The 21,225-nt window shown below is 71.7% G+C and carries 18 protein-coding genes; 9 read left to right on the forward strand and 9 right to left on the reverse strand.

All coding sequences use genetic code 11. The features are described 5' to 3' along the window. Positions 1 to 5 precede the first annotated feature (5 nt). Together ABR737_RS11325 and ABR737_RS11330 are read left to right on the forward strand one after the other, a co-directional pair. The gene (locus tag ABR737_RS11325) at positions 6 to 1,256 is read left to right on the forward strand and encodes an acyl-CoA dehydrogenase family protein (protein WP_350250051.1); all 1,251 of its coding nucleotides are present in this window, start codon (positions 6 to 8) and stop codon (positions 1,254 to 1,256) included. 149 nt (positions 1,257 to 1,405) lie between these two features. After that, positions 1,406 to 2,047, forward strand: a complete 642-nt coding sequence (locus ABR737_RS11330) for a MerR family transcriptional regulator (RefSeq protein WP_350250052.1) — start codon at positions 1,406 to 1,408, stop codon at positions 2,045 to 2,047. Here the strand turns inward: ABR737_RS11330 and ABR737_RS11335 are convergent. From ABR737_RS11335 to ABR737_RS11350, 4 genes are all read right to left on the reverse strand, one after another. Then, positions 2,035 to 2,664, reverse strand: coding sequence for a class I SAM-dependent methyltransferase (locus tag ABR737_RS11335; protein WP_350250053.1), 630 nt, complete (start codon positions 2,662 to 2,664; stop codon positions 2,035 to 2,037). The genes ABR737_RS11330 and ABR737_RS11335 overlap by 13 nt on opposite strands. 444 nt (positions 2,665 to 3,108) lie before the next feature. Next, positions 3,109 to 3,714, reverse strand: coding sequence for a TetR/AcrR family transcriptional regulator (locus tag ABR737_RS11340; RefSeq protein ID WP_350250054.1), 606 nt, complete (start codon positions 3,712 to 3,714; stop codon positions 3,109 to 3,111). Between the two features lie 28 nt (positions 3,715 to 3,742). After that, on the reverse strand, positions 3,743 to 5,404 hold the full coding sequence (locus ABR737_RS11345) for an AMP-binding protein (protein WP_350250055.1): 1,662 nt from the start codon (positions 5,402 to 5,404) through the stop codon (positions 3,743 to 3,745). 180 nt (positions 5,405 to 5,584) lie between these two features. Beyond that, positions 5,585 to 6,358 (reverse strand): SDR family oxidoreductase, encoded by a 774-nt coding sequence (locus ABR737_RS11350; protein WP_350250056.1) that lies wholly within the window; start codon positions 6,356 to 6,358, stop codon positions 5,585 to 5,587. Between the two features lie 273 nt (positions 6,359 to 6,631). On the opposite strand from ABR737_RS11350, the gene ABR737_RS11355 reads away from it, so the two are divergent. Together ABR737_RS11355 and ABR737_RS11360 are read left to right on the forward strand one after the other, a co-directional pair. Continuing rightward, positions 6,632 to 7,909, forward strand: coding sequence for an exo-beta-N-acetylmuramidase NamZ family protein (locus ABR737_RS11355; RefSeq protein ID WP_350250057.1), 1,278 nt, complete (start codon positions 6,632 to 6,634; stop codon positions 7,907 to 7,909). A 211-nt stretch (positions 7,910 to 8,120) separates the two neighbouring features. Beyond that, complete coding sequence (locus ABR737_RS11360) at positions 8,121 to 9,374, forward strand: MFS transporter (protein ID WP_350256751.1); 1,254 nt, start codon at positions 8,121 to 8,123, stop codon at positions 9,372 to 9,374. 105 nt (positions 9,375 to 9,479) lie between these two features. On the opposite strand, the gene ABR737_RS11365 is transcribed toward ABR737_RS11360, so the two are convergent. Both ABR737_RS11365 and ABR737_RS11370 read right to left on the reverse strand, forming a co-directional pair. Continuing rightward, a complete protein-coding gene (locus tag ABR737_RS11365) occupies positions 9,480 to 10,502 on the reverse strand; it encodes a LysR family transcriptional regulator (RefSeq protein WP_350250058.1) in 1,023 nt (340 codons plus the stop codon). Between the two features lie 167 nt (positions 10,503 to 10,669). Continuing rightward, the gene (locus tag ABR737_RS11370) at positions 10,670 to 13,501 is read right to left on the reverse strand and encodes a penicillin acylase family protein (protein WP_350250059.1); all 2,832 of its coding nucleotides are present in this window, start codon (positions 13,499 to 13,501) and stop codon (positions 10,670 to 10,672) included. A gap of 277 nt (positions 13,502 to 13,778) precedes the next feature. On the opposite strand from ABR737_RS11370, the gene ABR737_RS11375 reads away from it, so the two are divergent. Both ABR737_RS11375 and ABR737_RS11380 read left to right on the forward strand, forming a co-directional pair. Then, positions 13,779 to 14,399 (forward strand): hypothetical protein, encoded by a 621-nt coding sequence (locus tag ABR737_RS11375; protein WP_350250060.1) that lies wholly within the window; start codon positions 13,779 to 13,781, stop codon positions 14,397 to 14,399. A gap of 230 nt (positions 14,400 to 14,629) precedes the next feature. Continuing rightward, complete coding sequence (locus ABR737_RS11380) at positions 14,630 to 16,072, forward strand: amidase (RefSeq protein ID WP_350250061.1); 1,443 nt, start codon at positions 14,630 to 14,632, stop codon at positions 16,070 to 16,072. A 98-nt stretch (positions 16,073 to 16,170) separates the two neighbouring features. Here ABR737_RS11380 and soxR read toward each other — a convergent pair whose 3' ends face one another. Next, positions 16,171 to 16,785: a redox-sensitive transcriptional activator SoxR gene (gene soxR / locus ABR737_RS11385; RefSeq protein WP_350250062.1), complete on the reverse strand. Its 615-nt coding sequence runs from the start codon at positions 16,783 to 16,785 to the stop codon at positions 16,171 to 16,173. A gap of 157 nt (positions 16,786 to 16,942) precedes the next feature. Here soxR and ABR737_RS11390 point away from each other — a divergent pair, with 157 nt between their 5' ends. Further along, entirely contained in the window at positions 16,943 to 17,404 is a 462-nt protein-coding gene (locus tag ABR737_RS11390; RefSeq protein ID WP_350250063.1) for a MaoC family dehydratase, read from the forward strand. A 112-nt stretch (positions 17,405 to 17,516) separates the two neighbouring features. On the opposite strand, the gene ABR737_RS11395 is transcribed toward ABR737_RS11390, so the two are convergent. Together ABR737_RS11395 and ABR737_RS11400 are read right to left on the reverse strand one after the other, a co-directional pair. After that, positions 17,517 to 18,167, reverse strand: coding sequence for a TetR/AcrR family transcriptional regulator (locus ABR737_RS11395; RefSeq protein ID WP_350250064.1), 651 nt, complete (start codon positions 18,165 to 18,167; stop codon positions 17,517 to 17,519). Positions 18,168 to 18,311: 144 nt separating this feature from the next. Then, positions 18,312 to 19,463, reverse strand: coding sequence for an acyl-CoA dehydrogenase family protein (locus tag ABR737_RS11400; RefSeq protein WP_350250065.1), 1,152 nt, complete (start codon positions 19,461 to 19,463; stop codon positions 18,312 to 18,314). Positions 19,464 to 19,614: 151 nt separating this feature from the next. Between ABR737_RS11400 and ABR737_RS11405 the strand changes: the two genes are divergently transcribed. Both ABR737_RS11405 and ABR737_RS11410 read left to right on the forward strand, forming a co-directional pair. Next, complete coding sequence (locus ABR737_RS11405) at positions 19,615 to 20,262, forward strand: TetR/AcrR family transcriptional regulator (protein WP_350250066.1); 648 nt, start codon at positions 19,615 to 19,617, stop codon at positions 20,260 to 20,262. Between the two features lie 87 nt (positions 20,263 to 20,349). Continuing rightward, positions 20,350 to 21,087: a hypothetical protein gene (locus ABR737_RS11410; protein ID WP_350250067.1), complete on the forward strand. Its 738-nt coding sequence runs from the start codon at positions 20,350 to 20,352 to the stop codon at positions 21,085 to 21,087. Positions 21,088 to 21,225 lie beyond the last annotated feature (138 nt).

Below are 21,225 nucleotides of genomic sequence, written 5' to 3' on the forward strand. Positions count from 1 at the left end.
CACCCATGGACTTCGCATTCGACGCCCGGACCGAGGAGTTGCGCGCACGGCTCCTGACGTTCATGGACGAGCATGTATACCCGGCCGAGCAGACCGCCCATGAGCAGCGGGCCGCACTCGCCTCACCGTGGGACACCCCGGCGATCGTCGAGGAGCTGAAGGCCGAGGCCCGGCGGCAGGGGCTGTGGAACCTCTTCCTGCCGGACGCGGAGCACGGCGCCGGGCTGACGAACCTCCAGTACGCACCGCTGGCCGAAATCACCGGCCGCAGCCCCCAGTTGGCGCCCACCGCACTGAACTGCGCGGCGCCGGACACCGGCAACATGGAGGTGCTGGCGCAGTTCGGCAACGAGGCGCAGCAGAAGCAGTGGCTGGAGCCGCTGCTGGCCGGTGAGATCCGGTCGGCGTTCGCGATGACCGAGCCGGAGGTGGCCTCGTCGGACGCCACCAACATCGAGACGCATATCGCGCGGGACGATGGGGGCACCTCCCGCTCGAGCGGAGCCGAGAGTGGGGGAAGCTACGTCATCAACGGGCGCAAGTGGTACATCTCCGGCGCGATGAACCCGCTGTGCCAGATCTTCATCGTGATGGGCAAGACCGACCCGGACGGCGCGGACCTCCGCCGCCAGCAGTCGATGATCCTGGTCCCGCGGGACACCCCCGGCGTGGAGGTCAAGCGCGCCATGCAGGTCTACGGCTACGAGGACCACTACCACGGCGGCCACGCCGAGGTGGTCTTCCACGACGTGCGGGTGCCGGCGGGCAACCTGATCGGCGAGGAGGGCGGCGGCTTCGGCATCGCTCAGGCGCGGCTCGGCCCCGGCCGGATCCACCACTGCATGCGGCTGATCGGCATGGCCGAGCGCGCCATCGAGCTGATGTGCCGCCGCGCGGTGACCCGTACGGCGTTCGGCAAGCCGCTGGCCCAGCAGGGCGTGGTGCAGGAGTGGATCGCGGATGCCCGGGTGGCGGTGGAGCAGCTGCGGCTGCTGGTGCTGAAGACCGCCTGGCTGATGGACACCGTCGGCAACAAGGGTGCTCACACCGAGATCCAGGCCATCAAGATCGCCACTCCGCGCACCGTCGTGGACATCCTCGACAAGGCGGTACAGCTGCACGGCGCGGGCGGCGTCAGCCAGGACTTCCCCCTGGCGGAGCTGTGGGCCGGCGCCCGCACGCTCCAGCTGGCGGACGGCCCCGACGAGGTGCACCAACGGTCGCTGGCGCGCCGTGAGTTGAAGCGCTACCTGTAGGGACCGAAGGACCGGGGCCGCCCGGTACCGCAGCCGTGCCCGAGGGGGTGGGGACCTCGGGCACGGCCCGCGTACGCCGCGGGCGGGGCGCCTTGTCCACCGATCGGAGCGGACCCCGGCCCGGCGGGCCCCGCCGTTATCCTCGGGGGATGCGTATCGGCGAACTGGCGCGGCGGACCGGGGTGCCGGTTCCGTCGATCAAGTACTACACCCGGGAAGGCATGTTGCCCCCGGGCGAGCGCATCAGTCCGAACCAGGTCCAGTACGCCGAATCGCACATCCGGCGGCTGAAGCTGATCCGGGCACTGACCGAAGTGGGCGGCTTGTCCATCGCGGCCGCCGCCGAGGTACTGGCCGGCATCGACTCTCCGGGCACCACCCCGCACGGCATGCTCGGGACCGCGCAGTCGGCGGTCAGCAAGGTGGCCGCCGAGCGGGGCACCGACGAGATGTGGGAGCGCGCCGAGCGCGAGGTCGCGGAGCTGGTGCGGCGGCACGACTGGGCGGTGCGGCCGGAGAATCCGGGGTGGCGGACGCTGGTGCAGGTCGTGGTGGCCTACCACGAGCTCGACCAGAGCGCGCTGCTCGGCCTGCTCGACCGGTACGCGCAGGCCGCCGGGTCCCTGGCCGCCGCCGAGCTGGCGGCGTTCGACGGGGTCCCGAGCCTCGACGCCCAGATCGAGGGTGCGGTGCTCGGGACCGTGCTGGGCGACACGGCGATGGCCGCGCTGCGGCGTATCGCTCAGGAGGACGTGGCCCGGCGGGGGCAGGCGCGGTCTCAGACCGGGTGAACGGGGTCGCCGGCCGGCACGAGGTGATGCACCCGGGCCGGCGGCAGGTTGCCCAGCACCAGTTCGGTACGGAAGGTGTGCCGGTCGAGTATGCGGCGCAGCGCGTTCTGGCCGTCGAGGGCGTGGACCCGGGCGGCCGGGCCGCTGAACGTGCGGCGGACCGTGGCGCCGCCGACGTAGCCGAAGAAGGAGAGCGTGCCGCCGGGCCGCAGGGCGCCGAGCAGCCGGTCGAAGATGTCCGTCGTGGTGGGGGCGTCGAAGTTCGCGAACGGCAGGCCGCAGACGATCGTGTCGTAGGTGCCGAGTTCGTGCTCCTGCACCAGGCCGGTGAGGAACTGCAGCCGGGGGTCGCTGCCGTAGGCGCCGTGCAGGATGTCGACGAAGCGCGGGTTGGCCTCGACCAGGTCGAGGGTGTCCTCCCGGCCGAGCGCGTCGGCGATGTGGCGGGTCACCGCGCCGGTGCCGGGGCCCACCTCCAGGACCGCGCGGGAGCGGCCGGGGCTCGGGATCAGGTAGCGGGTCAGGGCCCTGCCGAGCCGGGGACTGCTCGGAGCAATCGCGCCCACCTCCCGGCGCGTCCGTGCGTACTCCCGGAGAAACAGCGTCACTTCAGCCACAAGGCCACCCACATCGGTAGTGATAGCAGAACTATCGATACCGTAAGTTACGGACCGCGGATGAGGACAGCCCCGAACCGTGACCGCCCCTTGAGTGTCGTTGCCCAGGAGCGCGTTCCCACAGGTCTTGCGCGCAATCCAATAAATTCCTGAAGATGCGGTGAAGGCCCTCAGGGGCGCGCCGAGAGGCGGTCCGGATCGGCCCGATGTGGCCGGTCCGGCACACAGGGCGAGGGAGTGTGAGGAACGCCACTCCGGCGCGTGTGGCCAACGGAACACCGCGGTCGGCCGGTGCGGACGGTCGACATCCTGGCCCGCGGCCGGGCTCGCACGCGGTGGCCGGGCGGGGCCGGAGGCGGTCAGTCCGCCCCGGGCCTCGGCCCCTGGGTCTCCGCCCCCGGGAGCTCCGGCCCCCGGACGCGGCGTGCGGCGTGCGGCGCGCGCCTACGGCCGCAGGGCGCGCAGCAGCAGATCCGCCAGGTGATCGGCGACCTGCTGCGGGCTGAGCGGTCCGTCCTCGCGGTACCACGTGCCCAGGTGGTGCACGGAGCCGAAGTGGTAGTCCACGACCAGGTCGGCGGGGATGTCGGCGGCGAAGACACCGGTGCGCTGGCCCTCCTCGACCAGGGCCCGGAACCGCTCGTGGTAGCGGCGCCGTTCGGCGCGTACCTGCTTGTCCTTCTCCGGGCTCAGCTGGTGCATCGAGCGGAAGAAGATCTTGGTGTCGTCGAGGTTCTCGATGGTGGTGACGACCACGTCGGCGGCGGCGTCCCGCAGTCGCTGCTCCACCGGCGCGTCGGCACCGGCGAAGTGGTCCAGCCGCTCCTGCTGGAGTCGCAGGACCCGGCCGTAGACCTCGTGGAGCAGATCCTCCTTGGAGCCGAAGTAGTGGTACAGGGCGCCCTTGGTGACGCCCGCCGTATCGACGATCTCCTGGACGGAGGTGCGGTCGTAGCCCTGCTCGGCGAAGAGCCTGGTGGCGGTCGCCAGCAGCCGCTGGGCCACCGGCTTCGCACTGCCGCTGCCGTTGCCGTCCTTCGTGCCGGCCATCGCCCTCACCTGCTCCTTCGTGCTCTCGTCATGCGCGGTGGCGCAGCTCCCGTCGGAGGATCTTGCCACTCGTGGTCTTCGGAAGCTCGGCCAGGATCTCCACCGCACGGGGATATTTGTACGCGGCGAGCCGTTCCTTGCAGTAAGCGGCCAGCTCGGCGGGTTCCGGGGACGTGCCGGGGCGCAGGCTGACATAGGCCTTGACCGACTCGCCGCGGTAGGCATCGGGCACGCCGACGACCGCCGCCTCGCGCACCGCCGGATGGCTGTAGAGGACGTCCTCGACCTCGCGGGGCCAGACCTTGAAGCCGGAGGCGTTGATCATGTCCTTCTTGCGGTCGACGACGTACAGCCAGCCGCCGGCGTCCATGAAACCGATGTCACCGGTCCGCAGCTCGCCGTCCGGGATGGCCTCGGCGGTGGCGTCGGGGCGGCGCCAGTAGCCGGGGACGACCTGGGGGCCGCGGACCGTTATCTCACCCTGCTCGCCGAACGGCAGGTCCCGGCCCCTCTCGTCGGTGATCCGCACGACGGTGTCGGGGCCGGGGACGCCCACGGCGAGCGTGCCGGAGACCTTGTCGACCGGTGCCTCCCTGCCGGGCGGGACGCTGGCACAGGGGGCGGTGCACTCGGTCAGGCCGTAGCCGTTGTGGAGGTAGGGCCCGAAGTCGGTGCGGAACTTCTCGACGAGGGCGGGCGGCAGCGGCGCACCGCCCGAGGACATGGTCCGAAAGGACGCGAAGTGGTCGCGGGTGACCTCGGGGTGCGCCATCAGCGCCATATAGGCGGTGGAGGGCCCGACCGTATAGGCGGGGCGGTGCTCCAGGAAGGCGTCCAGGACGACGCCGGCGTCGAAGCGGTAGGCGAGCGCGAGGGTGCCGGAGTTGGCGACACAGGCGGCCAGTTCGCAGACCATGCCGGTGATGTGGAAGAGCGGGGCGAGTGCGAAGTAGGTGGCGCCTTCGGGCAGGCCCAGGCCGGTGCGCTGGCGTTCGGCGTTGTAGGTGATGTTGCCGTGGGTGTTGGTGGCGCCTTTGGGGGTGCCGCTGGTGCCGGAGGTGTAGCTGATCAGCGCGAGGTCGTCGGCGGTGAGTTCCGGGTCGGTGGGCACCGCGCGGATCCTCCCCGCGGTGCGGGCGACGGTCAGCAGGTCGTCGGCGCCCTCCTGCGGGCCGAGCCGGTCACCGCGCAGCACCCGCCGGTCGTCCCGGGTCTGCAGGTCCCGCTCCCAGGCGGTGAGCGCGATCCGTACGGTCGGCGCCCCGGCGGCGGTGGCCCGCAGAAAGCCGTCCCAGGTGCGGTCGGCGCAGATGACGGCGGTGACCTCGGCGTCGTCCAGGATGTGCCGCATTTCGGCGGACTTGTACATGGGGTTGACCGGCACCACCACCCCGCCGGCCTTCCACACGCCGAGCAGGGCGAGCACGAAGTGCGGGGTGTTCTGCAGCATGACCGCGGCCCGGTCGCCGCGCCGGAAGCCGCGCTCGGCGAGGTGGGCGGCGATGCCGTCGGAGAGCGCATCGGTCTCGGCGTAGGACAGCCGGCCGTCGAAGTAGGCGAGCGCCGTACGGTCGGGGGCCCGGCCGACCGCGGACCGGAAGGCGTGCAGCGTCGAGGGGGGCGGCTGGACGGGGGCGCGCTGGGCGTCGGTGAGCTGTGCCAGCCACGGCATGTCCTGGTAGGAGGTCATCGGGGTGCGGCCCTTTCTTCCTGATCGCCTGAATCATCCCTGCGGGGAAACTGCCCGGGTGACGCGGGGTGGCGGGGGACGTGGGGTGGCAGGTGACGTGCGGTGACCTGCCGGGCCCGGCCGGCCGTCGGCCCGTCGGCCCGCCCGGCCCGCCCCCCTGCGCCGCCGGGGCGGGTGGTCCTAGGAGCCGTCTCCCTCGGCCTGCTCCAACTTCCGCTGGAGGTGGTTCATCCCGCCGAGCCAGCGGTCGGGGTCGGCCGCCCGCGCGGTGTAGTAGTCCGCGACCTCCGGGTGCGGCAGGACCAGGAAGCGGCCCTCGGCCATCGCGGCGAAGAGGGCGTCGGCGACGTCCTCGGGCTCCACGGCCGTGGGCGTCAGGACCAGGTCCCCGGCGACGCCGGTGGCGGCCAGCATGTCGGTACGGACGCCCTGCGGGCAGATGGCGTGGACGTCGATACCGCGGTGCCGGTAGGTCAGCGAGAGCCATTCGGCGAAGGCATAGGCGCCGTGCTTGGTGACGCTGTACGGGGCCGCGGCGACCATGGTGAGCAGCCCCGCGGCGGAGACGGTGGAGATGAAGCGCCCGCTGCCGCGCTCCAGCCACTCCGGCACCAGCTCCCGCGCGGCCCGGACATGTGCCATGACATTGACGTCCCAGGCCAGCGCCCAGTCCTCGTCGGGCGCCTCGGCCCCACCGCCGGTCCCCACCCCGGCGTTGGCGCAGAAGATGTCGATACCGCCGCCGAGCGCCGCCCGTGCGGCCGGGACGACGGCGGAGGCGTCGCCGGCGACCGCGATCGCCCCGATCTCCCCGGCGGTCTTCGCCGCCTTGGCCTCGTCCAGATCGTTGACCACGACCCGGGCGCCCTCGGCGGCGAACCGGCGGGCCAGCGCGGCGCCGATCCCCCCGCCCGCCCCGGTCACGACAACGGCCTTGTCCCGTACGGCTTCCACCCTGGGTCTCCCTCGGTCGGGTCGATTCGACTCAGGCAGACTAACCAGTCGGTATGTCCCGGCGGAAGAGTCCTTGCGGTACCGGCCGGGTCCGAGCGGACGCGTCCTTGCCGCAGCGGCCGCGCGCATACGGAGGAGTCCTTGCCGCACCCCGCCGGGCCCATGCCGAAGAGTCCTTGCCGTACCGGCCGGGTCCATTCCGCCACGCCCCGGAGCGGGCTAGCGTGCACACGACACGTACCCGGTTGATTCCCTGATCACGGAGGTGTGCGGATGGCTCTGTCGAGACGCGTTCTGCTCGGGCGGCTGGCGACGGCGGGAGCGGCCGGTGCGGCACTGGCCACGGGCGCGGGGCCCGCGCAGGCGGCGGACCCCGCGCACGGCGGCGGACGGCGGGTGCACACCGGCTTCGACCGGCTGGCCGCCGACGGCTACCGCCTCCTGGACGGCCACCGGGCCGGCCTCGTCACCAACCCCACCGGTGTCACCCGGGATCTGCGGCACATCGTGGATGTGATGCACGCCGACGAACGGGTGCGGCTGACCGCCGTCTTCGGCCCCGAGCACGGCTTCCGCGGCACCGCCCAGGCCGGCGGCTCCGAGGGCCGCTACGACGATCCGGCCACCGGCCTGCCGGTCTACGACACGTACAACAAGAGCGGCAGGGAACTCGCCGGCATCTTCGGCGCCTCCGGGGTGGACACCGTCGTCTTCGACATCCAGGACGTGGGCGCGCGCTTCTACACCTACATCTGGACGCTGTACGACTGCATGGTGGCGGCGGCGCTCGCCGGCAAGCGCTTCGTCGTCCTCGACCGGCCCAATCCGGTCACCGGCCGCTCGGCCACCGGCCCGGTGCTCGACAAGGCGTACGCCTCGTTCATCGGCCGGGAGCCCATCGCGCAGGCACACGGGATGACGGTGACGGAGCTGGCGCTGCTGTTCAACGGCGAGTTCGTGCCGCAGGCGGCCGGGCGCCCGGTGGAGCTGGAGACCGTACGGATGACCGGCTGGCGGCGCACCGACTTCTTCGACGCCACCGGCCTGCCCTGGGTGCCGCCGAGCCCCAACATGCCCACGCCCGACACCGCCCTGGTCTACTCCGGCACCTGTCTCTTCGAGGGCACCAACCTCTCCGAGGGGCGCGGCACCACCCGCCCCTTCGAGCTGCTGGGTGCGGACGGCATCGACCACCGCTGGGCCGCGGCCGCCACCGGACTGGGCCTGCCCGGCGTCCACTTCCGGGAGGCCTACTTCGCCCCCACCTTCTCCAAGTTCCAGGGCAAGACGATCGGCGGCGTCCAGCTGCACGTCCACGACCGCGAGGCGTTCGACCCGGTACGCACCGGCATCGGGCTCCTGGTGACCGCGAAGCGGGTCTGGAGCGGCTTCGCCTGGCGTCCCGACAACGGCATCGACCGGCTGACCGGCTCGTCGACCGTCCGCAAGATGATCGACGCGGGCGCGGATCCCGACGGGATCGTGGCCGCCTGGCAGGAGGGGCTGAGGCGCTTCCGGGCGGTGCGACGACGGTATCTGCGGTACCCGTAAGCGTTACCCGGCAGAGGCGTTGGGCGGTCTCAAGAACCGAGACAGCCCATTTCACCTCTTGACTGCCCCCTGCACCGAGCCGGAAAGTGCGCTGGTGAGTAGTGACGCGACATCAGCGCAGGGACCAGCGCATGGATCAGCACATGGACCAGCGCAGGCATCAGCAGATTCTCCCCCGGAGACGAAGGGGGAAGCCGGCGGCGGTGAGAGCCTGCGCCGGGTGGCGGTGGCCTCCTTCATCGGGACGGCCATCGAGTTCTACGACTTCTACATCTACGGGACGGCCGCCGCGCTCGTCCTCAACCAGGCGTTCTTTCCGACGCTCGACCCGGTCAACGCCACCCTCGCGTCCTTCTCCACCTACGCGGTGGCGTTCGCCGCACGGCCGCTGGGCTCGGTGCTCTTCGGCCACTTCGGTGACCGGGTGGGCCGGAAGTCCGTCCTGGTCGCCTCGCTGCTGCTGATGGGGCTCTCGACGGCGTGCGTCGGCCTGCTCCCCGGCTACGACACCTGGGGCGTCTGGGCGCCGTTGCTGCTGCTCGTGCTGCGCTTCCTGCAGGGCATCGGCCTGGGCGGCGAGTGGGGCGGGGCCGCACTGCTCGCGGTCGAGCATGCGCCGCGCAGGCGCCGCGGGCTGTATGCGGCCTTCCCGCAACTCGGCCCGTCCGTGGGGTTCTTCGCGGCGACCGGGGTGTTCTGGCTGCTGTCGTCCGTGCTCGATGACGCGGCGTTCGGCTCGTGGGGCTGGCGGGTGCCGTTTCTGCTGTCGTTCCTGCTGGTCGGCGTGGGGCTGTTCGTACGGTTGAAGATCAGTGAGACGCCGGTGTTCGCGAAGGTGCTGGACGCACAGGAAGCGAGCAAGGTCCCCGCCGTCGAGGTGCTGCGCCGTCATCCGCGCGAACTGCTGCTGGGCGCGGGCGGCATGATCGTCGCGTACGGCCTCTTCTACACCGCGACGACCTACTGCCTGTCCTACGCCACCGCCACCCTCGGCATCTCCCGCAACACCATGCTGGGGCTCTCCCTCGTCGCCTGCCTGTTCCTGGCCGCCGGTACCTGGCTCGCCGCCACCCGGTCCGACGCGGCCGGGCGCCGCAAGCTGATCCTCGCCGGGAGCGCTCTCGCCGTCGTGTGGGGTCTGGTGCTCTTCCCGCTGCTGGACACCGGGTCACCGGTGCTGATCGCCCTCGGTATCGGCGGCGCGCTGTTCTGCATGGGTGTGGTGTACGGCCCGATGGGCGCGTATCTGCCGGAGCTGTTCGGTGCGCGGGTGCGGTACTCGGGCGCCTCGCTGGCCTACAACCTGGGCGGCGTTCTCGGCGGCGCGGTGGCCCCGCTGGTCGCCACCCGGCTCCAGTCGGCATACGGATCGGCCTCGGTGGGCTGGTACGTCAGCGCGATGGCGGTCGTCTCGCTGCTGTGCGTGCTGGCGCTGCCGGAGACCCGGGAGCGGGAGCTGGTCTGACGAGCCGGTGACGCCGCGCGCTCGCAAGCCCCCGGTGACGCCGCGCGCTCCCCCCGAGCACCCGGTGACACCGCGCGCTCGCAAGCCCCCGGTGACACCGCGCGCTCACGAGCTCAGCCACCATCGCCCGCTCTCCCTCGACAGCGCGTCCCACAGGAGGTTGAGCGGGTGGCCGGGGGCGTAGGAGTCCCGCTCGCCGCGGCGGGTGAAGACGCCGACCAGCACCTCGGTGCGAGGACCCACCTCCCCGACGATCTCCAGGGTGCGCAGCCCGCCGGCTTCCGGGAGGCGGCCGTTCGCGGCGGCCTCGCCGATGCCCCGGGTGACCAGCATCGCCCCGCTGACCACCCCCGACCGCAGCAGTTCGAAGCCGTAGTGCGCGGCCTCGATCTCGGCCGCCACGGACAGCTTGTGCCGGTAGTCGGGGCCGTACCAGGAGGTCAGGAAGCGGCTGATCAGGCCGCGCGTCGAGACGACCAGCGGGAGCCGGGGCAGGTCGTGGGCGCTGAAGGAGGTGCCGGGGAGCCGTTCCGGCGGGAGGTTCGTCAGCAGGGAGAGCCCGCTGCGCCGCCATTCCATGACCTCGTACGGAGCCAGCAGTTCCGCTTCGTCGCCTTCGGTGACCACGACGCTGCCGCAGACCAGATCGAGCTCCTTGGAGCGCAGCTTGGTGAAGAGGTCGCCGGTGCGGACATGAGTGACCTTCAGGTCGACGTCGTCGCGCTCGTAGTCCTGGGTGACGCGTTCCACCGCGTCCAGCAGAAAGCCGAGGGTGTAGCGGGTGGTGCCGACGGACAGCGTCCGGCCGAGCCGGCGGCGGGCGTCGCGCACCCCGTCCGACCACTCCCCCAGCGTGCGCCGCGCCAGCTCGACCAGCGCCTCGCCGGTCGCGGTGAACAGGGCGTCCTGGCCCCGCCCTTGCTTGAGGACCAGCTCCTCGCCGCACAGCGCGGCAAAGGTGCGGTTCATGGTGTCCAGCTGCTTTTGCACACTGGACTGTTCGCGGCCCAGCCGCCGCGCGGCGCCCAGCGCGGTGCCCGCCTCGCGGACGACGATCAGTGTGCGCAGCTGGTCCATGGTGGTATCCAGCAGCTCCGTCGGGTACTGCTGCGGACCTGACAAGGCCATGCCTCGCTTTCCCATTCCCTGGAGTTCAGAACCCTGCAGCATAACCCCCGTGGAATCACGGCTCCGAGGGCAGTCGGGCTTACGGGAAGGGGGACGGCAAGGCACCGGACGGGCGCGCGAAGGCCCCGGGCGGTGATACCCCGGGGCCTCGCCGTGCCGCGCTCCCGCTACCGGTGTGCCGGGAACTCCACGACCTGCTGATAGGTCGGCCGGTTCTGCCAGCTGATGGTGTCGTGGGTCAGACCGCCCACCGCGCGGTGGATGATCGCGTCCGCGCACCACTGGTCGCCGGCCTTGCAGCTGTCGTCGCCGGGGTCGACCTGCTCGGCCGTCTTCCCGCTCGCCTGCTGGAGGGTGGCCAGCAAGGTGTCGCGGCAGGCGGACAGTTCACCGTTGCCGCAGTACGGCTGCGCCAGCGGGCCCGCCACCTTGTCGCCCAGCACCGACCGCAGATCCTTGTCCGCATAGCTCCACCAGCCGTACTGGAAGGCCGATCCGGCGTGCGCCCCGGTGGGGCCGTGGCCGGCCGACGGGGATTCGTCGATGCCGAGATTGGCCCGCAGCGCGTCATAGAGGTCGCCGCCCAGCCCTGGCTTGAAGACCGCGTCGATCATCAGCGGCCACCAGGCGTCCATCAGGCGTACGGCATCGGGGTGGGTGTAGGTGTGCGAGCCCGCGGCGGTCTCCTTCCGCTGGGCGCCGTCCTTGCGCCAGGCCTCCAGCTGCTGGACCGCGGTCTTCAGCTGAGGGTCGGTGACGGGCTTGCTGTTCAGGACCCGCAGGAGTTCGGGCAGCACGTCCTCGCCGCGCAGGTCGGTGACGGCGGCCTCGGACATGGCGCGGGTCAGCGAGGCCCGGGTCACCCCGCCGTTCTCGGTCAGGGCGCGCACCCGGTCGTCCAGCAGATTGCCGCGGTGCACCGACCCGTTGCCGAAGCCGGCCGAGTCGTAGTCCTTGGCCTGCTTGTTGTTCCACGAGATGTAGTAGTCCTGGTCGACGGACTGCGGGTGCTGGGCGGGCGGGGTGTAGTCGGTGGAGTTGGTGTCCGGGTCGTAGCCCTTCCACTCGTAGGCGTCCTCCGCCTTGACGGGCAGTGCGGGGTCGACATCGGGGTTGCGGACCGGGTTGAGCCCGCTGTTGTAGTACGCGATGTCACGGGAGTCGGCGTAGAACCAGTTGAAGGCGTAGCCGATGTGCCCGGCGGCCTGCTGGAACGTCTTGGCGTCGTGGACGTAGGACGGGTCGTTGAACATCTGGAAGCCGATGATCGAGTCGGCCTCGTGGCGGTAGGTGGAGCGCTGCGCGGTGTAGGCGACGGGCTTGCCGTCGACGGTGGCGCGGTGGGTGACGGTCCCGTACTTCGTCCGGAAGACCTGCATCCGGTAGGAGCCGGCCGCCGTCGGGTCGGCGACGGTGGGCTTCCAGGAGTTGGTGCGCTCCAGCTTCTCCATGGGGACGCAGGCGCCGCGGTAGCGGTAGGAGGCGGAGTCCTTGGTGGGCGCCGAGCCGTCCGCGTTGCACAGCTCCACGGCGTAGGTGTCGGTGATGTCCTGGCCGGCCGAGGTGGCGCTCCAGGCGTAGTCCTGACCGCGGCCGAGCTGGACGTACATCCCGACGCCCGCGAAGGAGGCGCCGCGGGCGCTGATGCCCGGCCCCTGGATCTCCTGGAGCATCAGGAGCTGCGGCGCGAAGTAGCCGGTCTGCGGGCCGAAGACGGCGACCGGGTGGCCGCTGGCGGAGTGCTTGCCGGAGACCAGCAGGGCGTTGGACATCCCGCGGTGCTGGGTCGGGTCGAAGCTCCCCTTGGGCAGCACCCCGTCCTTGAAGAGGCCTTCCAGCTTCCTGTACTTCTTGGGAGCCTTGACCGGGTCGCGGGGCGGTGTCCCGCTCTTGACGGTGGCCGCGCCGGTGCGGTCGAAGACCAGCGGCTCGGGGGTGACCGAGCCGCGGTCGGGCAGTGCGGTGCCCTTGGCCTTGGCCGGCTTGACCGCGTAGGGGAAGCTGCTGCCGTCGTGCAGGGTCTTGGCCGCCTCGGGGTCGTTGCGCTCCCGGAAGGACTCCCAGACCTGGGTGCCCTTCTCGACGCCGTACTTCTGCTGGGCGGAGAGCAGCGCGAGGGCCGAGGGGACCTCGCCGCCTCCGCCGTTGCCGAAGAGTCCGCCGACGACGGAGGCGAGGGCTATCAGGTCGGTGAGCTTGAAGGGCTGGATCTCACCGGCGTTGGTGATCGCGTCGACATGGCCGGTGAGGACGTACTCACCGGGGAAGTAGCGGCCGTTCTTGGACTGTTCGCGGTAGGCGTTGATGCCGTCGACGTAGGCCTGGGCGTCTTCCATGGCCAGTTTGCCGCGCTCGCCGTTGTGGTCCTTGATGTAGTCGACCTGCCGCTGCAGATCGTCCTCGGTGTACGGCGCCTGCGGCCAGAACTGCTGCTCCAGGCCCTGGTTGGCGAGCGCGCCGCCGGCGAAGGAGGTCAGTTCGCCGCGGCCGATGTGGCGGAAGAGGTCCATCATCCAGAGCCGGTCCTGGCCCGCGGCGTAGCCGGCGCCGTATTCGGTGCCGTAGCGGGTGGTGCCCTTGATGTGCGGCACCCCGGTCTTCTTGTCCCGGGTGATGGTCACGTCGCTCCGGGGCGTGGTGACCTTGCCGACCTGGTCCTGGGGGACGCCGAAGGAGGCGTCGTTGAAGAACTGGCCGAGGGTGTCGTCGGTGAGCGACTGGTAGCCGCTCGCCAGCGCGCCGTACGGGCCGAGCTGGTCGGTGGTGTGCTCGGGGTGGGTGCCGAACAGCTTGTTGCCGAGGATCTCCACCAAGGTGGCGTTGCCGGTGGCGCCGGGCGGCAGGATGTCGCCGCACTGGCCCTGGCAGTAGTCGTGGGCATCGTTCGGTGCGGCGGCCGCGGCCGCGGCCGCGGTGGGGGGCGGTGCCAAGAGCATGGCACCCAAGGCGAACAGGGCCGCCGCGGTGGCGGTCCTGAGCCTTCCGGTACGTCGTCGCATTCCGGCTCCTCGCTGGGGGTCCCCTGCCCGTCACGAGCGCGGGGGAGGGCGGGCGGGACGTTACCGCCGGTTATCCCTGACCGGAAGATGAACAACAGTCAACTTTTGCTCATCCGGCGGGAGTTTCCGCCGACGCCGCCCCGGCAGCCCGACGACCCGGCACCCCGACCCCCGGACCATCACCCCTGAAACCGCAAGAAAGTTCGAGGGATCCAGTTGGTGATCGGCTACGTCCCATCTCCGTTCAGTCGGATCCTCCCCACGGAGGTGGGATGAAATGGCCGGTTTCAGAGCCCTCGCAGAACAGGTCCGCAATCCACGACTCGTCGCGGCTCAGCGACGCACGGCCCTGCGCAAGTGCCTTGAACGCTTCGCCCCTTACGGGCATCGGGCGACCTGGCACCATCTGTGCACCCGGGCCGGTATCGCGACCCAGGACCGCGACCCCGATCCGGAGCGGCTGATGGCCGCGCTCGCCGAGCTGGAAGAGGCCCGCACTCTCTGGCTCGCGTACGAGCAGGAGTTCGCCGCCCGGCGCCGCAAGGAGAAACACGACGGCATCCGGCAGCCCGGCGCGATCGACGAGTGGCACCGGCGGACCTGGGGCGGCTGCGACATCGTGCCGTGCGAGTCACCGCAGCGCCACCCCGCGGCCCGCCTCGCGGTGGTGCTGCACCGCATGATCGTGGCGATGGAAACGGGCCGGCCGCGCCGCGACTGCCCGGTGTGCGGCGGCACCCGCTTCGCCTGGCTCCCGGATGCGGTGGACGCACCGGCGCCCGGGCCGGCCTGCCTGCAGTGCGGGGTGCTGGCCCCGCCGTCCGTGCTGACGCACGAGGCGCTGACCACGGCGGGCCGGGTGCGGGTGCACGAGGCGGAGGCGTTCGCGGCGGCCTGACCGGCGCCGGGGGGACGGCCGGCGCATGGGGCCGCGCGCCTTCCCGGCCGTCCCCGTCCGGCTCCGGGCGGGCATCCCGTTCCTTCTACGGCCTTTACGGGCAGCCCCTCCACCTGAAACAACTGTTCACGGGCCGGCCCCCGCACCGGCATCGCGCCCGGCCGGCGCCGGCCCTCCCGCCCGTACGACACCAGGGCCGTGCGGGCACCCTGAGGAGAGGCTGGACGTCCATGGCCGACCTGCACGATCTGACCGCGCTCGAACAGGCCGAGAAGATCCGGTCGGGCGAGCTCTCCCCCGTGGAGCTCACCGAGCACTATCTGACGCGGATCGAGCGGCTCGACGACTCACTCGGCGCCTTCCTCACCCGCACCCCGGAGATAGCCCGCAAGCAGGCCTCGGACGCCGAGAGCGAGGCCACCGCGGCCCGCCGGGAGGGCCGTGCGCTCCCGCCGCTGCACGGCGTCCCGGTCCCCGTGAAGGACCTCAACCAGGTCGCCGGGGTGCGCTGCACGATGGGTTCCCGGGCGCTGGACGGGCAGGTGCCGACCGTCGACGACCATGTCGTCCACAAGCTGCGGGCGGGCGGCACGATCCTGCTCGGCAAGACCAACACCCCCGAATTCGGGCTGCCGTGCTACACCGAGAACGACCTGGCGCCGCCCGCCCGCACCCCGTGGGACCCGGAGCTCTCGGCGGGCGGCTCCAGCGGCGGGGCGGCCGCCGCCGTGGCCGGCGGCCTCGCCCCGCTCGCGCACGCCAGCGACGGCGGCGGCTCGATCCGTATCCCGGCCTCGGTCTGCGGGCTGTTCGGCATCAAGCCCAGCCGCGGCCGGGTCAGCGGCGGCCCGCTGCTGCACGACATCTCCGGCCTGGCCACCTCGGGACCACTGGCCCGTACGGTCGCGGACGCGGCCACCCTGCTGGACGTCATGGCGGGCACGATGCCCGGCGATCCGTTCACCGCGCCGCCACTGCCGCCCGGCGAAACCTTCGCCACCCACGCCCGCCGCGACCCCGGACGGCTGCGGATCGCCTGCCTCACCGAGCCGCCCGTCCCCGGCATCGAGCTCCACCCCGACTGCCGCACCGCCACCACCGACACCGCCGCCCTGCTGACCGGGCTCGGCCACGAGGTCGAGGAGCTGTCCCTGCCGGCCGACGACGGCATCCTGCTCGCCTTCACCCGGGTCTGGTCGGTGCTCGCCGCGAGCCGCCCCGTGCCGCCGGAGCGCGAGGAGCTGCTGATGCCGCTCACCCGCTCGCTGCGCGCCCGCGGCGCCGAGGTCTCCGGTACGGACTTCGCACGCTCGATGTACGCGTTCCGGATTCTCGCCCAGTCCGTCGCGGACGGCCTGATGCCGCCGGGCACCGGCTATGACGTGATCCTCTCGCCGACCCTGGCCGCGCCCCCGGTCCCGGTCGGCGGGCTGCGCAACGACGCCGACCCCCAGGCCGAGTTCGCCGCCATCGGCGCCTTCACGCCGTTCACCGCGCTCTACAACGCCACCGGCCAGCCCGCGGTGAGCGTCCCGCTGCAGTGGAACGCCGAGGGGCTGCCGATCGGGGTGATGCTGGCCGGGCGCTACGGCGACGAGGCCACCCTGATCGCGCTGTCGGCGCAGCTGGAGCAGGCCCGCCCGTGGGCGGACCGCACCCCGTCCATGTGGTGAGGAATCCGGCACACCCGCGCCCGCCCCGTCATGGGGGCGGGCGCACCCGCGCTGGAGGTTGGGCGCGCATCCGCGCCACGAGGCGGACGCCTCCGCGCTCACGGCTCGTCGGTACAGCAGCCCCGCTCGTCCGTACAGCCGCCCTGCTCTTCCCGCTCGCCGGGCTGAGCCCTCTGAGCCCTCTGAGCCTTCGTATGCCGCTGCTGCCGCTGCTCACCGCCCGCGCGCTGCTGTGCCCCCTCCGGGTCCTGGACGCTCCGGTCGACCCGCAGCCGTCGCGCGCCGGGCCCCTGCTCACCGAGGTTGTCGTACGGATTGGACAGCCCGCAGGTCTCCAGCGAGAGGCAGCCACAGCCGATGCAGTCCGACAACCGGTCGCGCAACTCGACGAGTTGGGTGATCCGCTCGTCCAGCTCGGCGCGCCAGACCGCGGAGAGCCGGGCCCAGTCGGCGCGGTTGGGCGTGCGCTCGTCCGGCAGCTCGGCCAGCGCGTCACGGATCACCGCGAGCGGGATCCCCACCCGCTGCGCCGCCCGCACGAACGCGACCCGACGCAGCGCGTCACGGGTGTAGCGCCGCTGATTGCCCGCCGTCCGGGTGCTGCTGATCAGCCCCTTGGACTCGTAGAAGTGCAGCGCGGAGACCGCGGCACCGCTGCGCGCGGAAAGCTGGCCGACGGTGAGCTCGTGAACCTTGTACGGAAGCTGGGGCACGGTTCAACCCTAGGCGACCTCGGGGGTGGCTTCCCGGCCTGCGGGGCTCGCCGGACCGTTGACAGCGGGCACCCGCACTCAGCATGCTGAGCAAGCGCTTAGTAAGCATCGGCCGGTGCACCACAGCGGCGGATGGATCCCGAGGAGGCGGACGAAAATGGCACAGCCCCGAGTGTTCGGATCGCTCGACGAACTGCGCGAAGCAGTCGGTGAGGAGCTGGGCACCAGCGACTGGCTGGAGATCGACCAGAAGCGGATCGACCTGTTCGCGGAGGCCACCGGCGATCACCAGTGGATCCATGTGGACCAGGAGAAGGCCGCGGCCGGCCCCTTCGGCACCACCATCGCGCACGGCTATCTGACGCTGTCGCTGCTGCCCGCCTTCGTACCGCAGCTGATGCGGGTCGACAACGTGAAGATGGGCATCAACTACGGCACCAACAAGGTCCGTTTCCCCGCCACCGTCCCGGTCGGCTCACGACTGCGCGCCACCGCCAGGATCGCGGAGGTGACCGAGGTTCCCGGCGGCGTCCAGCTCGCCACGGTCGTGACCATCGAGCGCGAGGGCGGCGACAAGCCGGTCTGCGTCGCGGAGTCGGTCAGCCGCTTCTACCTGTAGCCGGGCGGCGGCCGGACCACGGACCGCGGGATTTCGCGGCTCCCGACGGCCCGGCCGGCCCGTGGCGTTCCGTTCCCGAAAGCGGGCCGCGCTCTCCCGCGCGGGCGGCGGTCTACCCCTCGCCCGCGGCGGCCCGGTCCACCGGCGCACCCACCATGCGCAGCACGAGGTCGGCATAGAGGGTGCCGACCTCGTCGGGCGTGCGCGGGCCCTGTGCCGTGAACCAGCGGGCGACGTCCACACACAGCGACAGCACCGCGAGGGTGGTGCCCGGCACGTCGTCGGCCTGGAACTCCCCGCTGTCCGCACCGTCCTGGATGATCTGCCGCAGCACCCGGTCCGTACGGCGGCGCAGACCGGTGATCTCGGTGTAGTGCTCGGGGCTCAGCGCCTGGAGCTCGTACTGGATGACCCGGGCGGTGGTGTGGTGCTCCGCATGCCAGCGGGCGAAGGTCCGTACGGCGTCGCGAAGGCGCTCGGTGGCGCTGCCCTCGGCCCCGGCGGCGGCGTCCATGATGCGCAGCGCCTTTTCGTGGCCGATGCCGCTGATGCGGTACAGCAGCTCTTCCTTGGTCTTGTAGTGGATGTAGAGGGCGGCAGGGCTCATACCGGCCCGGCCGGCGATGTCACGGGTGGTGGTGGCGTGGTAGCCACGCTCGGCGAAAGCCTCGACGGCGGCACTGACCAGGCGCCGCGCGGCGTCCGGGGTCACCCCGGCCCACTCCTCGTTCTCCGCTTCGGCCCGCTTCGCCGCCGCACCCATCGCGTACCCCGCTCCTCGATCCGCCAGGGACCCTCCTCTGACGGATCGAACACCATATCGCGCCGCTGAGCAAGCGCTTAGGGCCTGGCGGCAGGCAGCCGGTCCGCCCGCGGACGGACCGGTGAGCGCCCGCGGACGGACCGGTCAGAAGGCGGAGACCCCGGTCAGCGCACGGCCGATGACCAGCTTCTGTATCTGGCTGGTGCCCTCGTACAGGGTCATCACCCGGGCATCCCGCAGCAGCTTGCCGACCGGGTACTCGTCGATATAGCCGTAGCCGCCGAAGACCTGGAGGGCGTTGTTGGCGGCCCGCACCGCGGCCTCGGAGGCGAACAGCTTGGCCTTCGACGCGGCGGTGACGAACGGCTCGCCGCGTTCGATCAGATCGGCCACCTGCCAGGTCAGCAGGCGCGCCGCGTCCACGTCCACGGCGATATCGCTGATCAGCTCCTGCACCAGCTGGTGCCGGGCGAGGGGCTTGCCGAACTGCTCGCGCTCGCCCGCGTAGCCGAGCGCGGCGTCCAGGGCGGCCTGGGCGATGCCCACACAGCCGGCAGCCACCGACATCCGGCCCTTGGCCAGCGCGGACATCGCGACCGAGAACCCCTTGCCCTCGGGACCGAGCATGGCGGCGGCCGGGACCCGTACACCCTTCAGCACCAGCTCCGCGGTGGCCTGGCCGCGCAGCCCCAGTTTGCCGTGGATCTCCCGGCGCTCCAGGCCGGGGCTGTCCGCCGGGACGAGGAAGGCGCTGATGCCCTGGTGTCCCGGAGCGCCGCCGGTGCGGGCGAAGAGCAGGACGACATCGGCCCAGGTGCCGTTGGTGATGAACATCTTGGTGCCGTCGATGACGTACGCGTCCCCGTCGCGGACCGCCCGGGTGGCGAGGTTCGCGGGGTCGGAGCCGGTGCCCGGTTCGGTCAGACCGAAGCAGCCGACCGCCTCGCCGGAGGTGAGCCGCGGCAGCCACGCCCGCTTCTGCTCCTCGTCGCCCCACGAGGCGAGCGTCTTGGCCACCAGCCCCAGGGAGACCGAGACGATGCCGCGCACCGAGGAGTCGGCGCGGCCCAACTCCTCGGTGACCAGGACGTAGGAGAGGTGGTCGCCGCCGGAGCCGCCGTACTCCTCGGGGACGGTGAGCCCGAGGAAGCCGAGACCGCCCAGCTTCTTCACGATGCCGCGGTCGACCTGCTCCGCGCGGTCCCAGGCGGTGGCGTACGGGGTGATCTCGCGGTCGGCGAAGTCCTTGGCGAGCTGCCGTACCGCGGCCTGCTCCGCGCTGAGCTCCAGGTTCATCTCGGGCCCCTTGTGGACGAGAACGTGGACGAGAACGTGGGCATGAACATGAACGAGTACGTGGACGCGACCGCGTACACCGGTGGGCACATGCACCACACCACTTAATTAGCACTGCTAGTTTTTGTTCGACAGCCCTACTATGTGCGTCATGGCCCGACCCCGCAAGCCCCTGCTGAGCCGCGAGCGCATCGTCTCCACGGCGCTGGCGCTCATCGACTCCGAAGGGCTGCCGGCGCTCTCCACCCGGCGCCTGGCGGCGGAGCTGGGCGTGAGCGGGCCGTCCCTCTACAACCACTTCACGACCAAGGACGAGATCCTTGACGCGGTGGCCGACACGGTCATCGCCCAGGTCGATGTGTCGGGCTTCGAGGCGGGCGCGGACTGGCGCGCCGGGCTGCTCGCCTGGGCCCGCTCGTACCGCGCCGCGCTCGCCGCGCACCCGCAGATCGTGCCGTTCCTCGCCCAGGGACCCGGCCGCCGCCCGGCCGGCCTGAAGATGGCCGATGCGGCGTTCGGCGGGATGGTCGAGGCGGGATGGTCGCCCGCCCAGGCCACCAGGGTCTGTGCGATGGTCCGTTACTTCGTGGCCGGCTCCGCGCTGGGCTCGTTCGCCCGCGGCTTCGTGGACGACCCGAGCGCCTACGACCCCGCCGACTACCCGCACCTCGGCCAGGCTCACCTCCTGGCGGAGCATCAGCGCCAGGTGGACGAGGGCGCGTTCGAGACCGGACTGCAGGCACTGGTGGACGGCCTGGCCCTGCAGCACCCGGAACTCCTGCCGCCGGACGGCCGCTGAGGACGCAGGGCGCCCCGGGCACGTCAGCGATGTCAGCGGTGTCAGGCATGTCAGCGGTGTCAGCGGTCCGCCGTAAGCTCCTCGATCATGAGCGAGAACCGACTGGACGACCTGCTGCGGGCCGGCTTCACCGACCGGCTGGGCGAGCAGGACAGGAAGCTGCTGGCGCGCCGCGCCCTGCTCAAGGCCGTCGGCGAGAACCCGCCCTTCCACCTCCCGACCTGTTGGTGGTACGTGGTGCCCGCTGACAGCTACGAGGGCTTGTTCGCGGCACTGAACCTCCACGACCGGGTGCCGGTCACCTTCCGCGAAGGACTCGACGTGGCCGACCTGCCGGCCCGGCCGCACGCCGACCCCGTCTTCATCACCCCTGAAATCGACGGCTGGCGCCTGATATTCGGCAACCTCGACAGCGTCATCGGCCGGGGCTGGGACGACATGACGGGGGCCGTGGAGCGACTGAGCGCCCACTGCGGCCAGGCGCAGATGTTCTACGAAGACTTCGCGGGCGGGGCGGACATCTGGATGGTCGCCGAAGCCGGTCACATCCGGCGCCGGTACGCACAGGAGAGCACCCCCGAATGGGTGGGCGAGCCCCTGCCCTGGGAAACACTGGCTGTGGACGACGAGGACTTCGACCCGGAGTTCGACGAGGCCGAGCCCGACGAAGGCACCGCCGGCGCCATGGAAGCGTGCGAGCACTTGTCCGTGCACCCACGCCCGGTCGACGACGACGCCGAGATACGCGGCCACGGCTGGCTGGCCATGAGCGCCCCGCAGGTGGGCCACAAAGCACTGGAAGAACTGGCCCGAACACAGCCGTAGTTCTACGGAGCCGTAAACCCGTCGCGCAAATACCGGGGCGTCCCCTGCGCCAGCGCATCGACGGCCGCCGCGAAGCGAGGTCGCAAGCGCTGAGGAGGCACCGCGCCTTGGCCGAGGCATCGAACTGCGCAAGGATTT

Source organism: Streptomyces sp. Edi2 (assembly GCF_040253635.1).
In the GTDB taxonomy this organism is placed as follows: Bacteria; Actinomycetota; Actinomycetes; order Streptomycetales; family Streptomycetaceae; genus Streptomyces.

What these genes read in the sequence shown, in the direction of transcription:
- ABR737_RS11410 (WP_350250067.1), top strand. Translation starts at nt 20,350, where the DNA reads ATGAGCGAGAACCGACTGGACGACCTGCTGCGGGCCGGCTTCACCGAC.
- ABR737_RS11380 (WP_350250061.1), top strand. Translation starts at nt 14,630, where the DNA reads ATGGCCGACCTGCACGATCTGACCGCGCTCGAACAGGCCGAGAAGATC.
- ABR737_RS11325 (WP_350250051.1), top strand. Translation starts at nt 6, where the DNA reads ATGGACTTCGCATTCGACGCCCGGACCGAGGAGTTGCGCGCACGGCTC.
- ABR737_RS11400 (WP_350250065.1), bottom strand. Translation starts at nt 19,463, where the DNA reads ATGAACCTGGAGCTCAGCGCGGAGCAGGCCGCGGTACGGCAGCTCGCC.
- ABR737_RS11330 (WP_350250052.1), top strand. Translation starts at nt 1,406, where the DNA reads ATGCGTATCGGCGAACTGGCGCGGCGGACCGGGGTGCCGGTTCCGTCG.
- ABR737_RS11370 (WP_350250059.1), bottom strand. Translation starts at nt 13,501, where the DNA reads ATGCGACGACGTACCGGAAGGCTCAGGACCGCCACCGCGGCGGCCCTG.
- ABR737_RS11340 (WP_350250054.1), bottom strand. Translation starts at nt 3,714, where the DNA reads ATGGCCGGCACGAAGGACGGCAACGGCAGCGGCAGTGCGAAGCCGGTG.
- ABR737_RS11345 (WP_350250055.1), bottom strand. Translation starts at nt 5,404, where the DNA reads ATGACCTCCTACCAGGACATGCCGTGGCTGGCACAGCTCACCGACGCC.
- ABR737_RS11405 (WP_350250066.1), top strand. Translation starts at nt 19,615, where the DNA reads ATGGCCCGACCCCGCAAGCCCCTGCTGAGCCGCGAGCGCATCGTCTCC.
- ABR737_RS11395 (WP_350250064.1), bottom strand. Translation starts at nt 18,167, where the DNA reads ATGGGTGCGGCGGCGAAGCGGGCCGAAGCGGAGAACGAGGAGTGGGCC.
- ABR737_RS11355 (WP_350250057.1), top strand. Translation starts at nt 6,632, where the DNA reads ATGGCTCTGTCGAGACGCGTTCTGCTCGGGCGGCTGGCGACGGCGGGA.
- ABR737_RS11390 (WP_350250063.1), top strand. Translation starts at nt 16,943, where the DNA reads ATGGCACAGCCCCGAGTGTTCGGATCGCTCGACGAACTGCGCGAAGCA.
- ABR737_RS11375 (WP_350250060.1), top strand. Translation starts at nt 13,779, where the DNA reads ATGGCCGGTTTCAGAGCCCTCGCAGAACAGGTCCGCAATCCACGACTC.
- ABR737_RS11365 (WP_350250058.1), bottom strand. Translation starts at nt 10,502, where the DNA reads ATGGCCTTGTCAGGTCCGCAGCAGTACCCGACGGAGCTGCTGGATACC.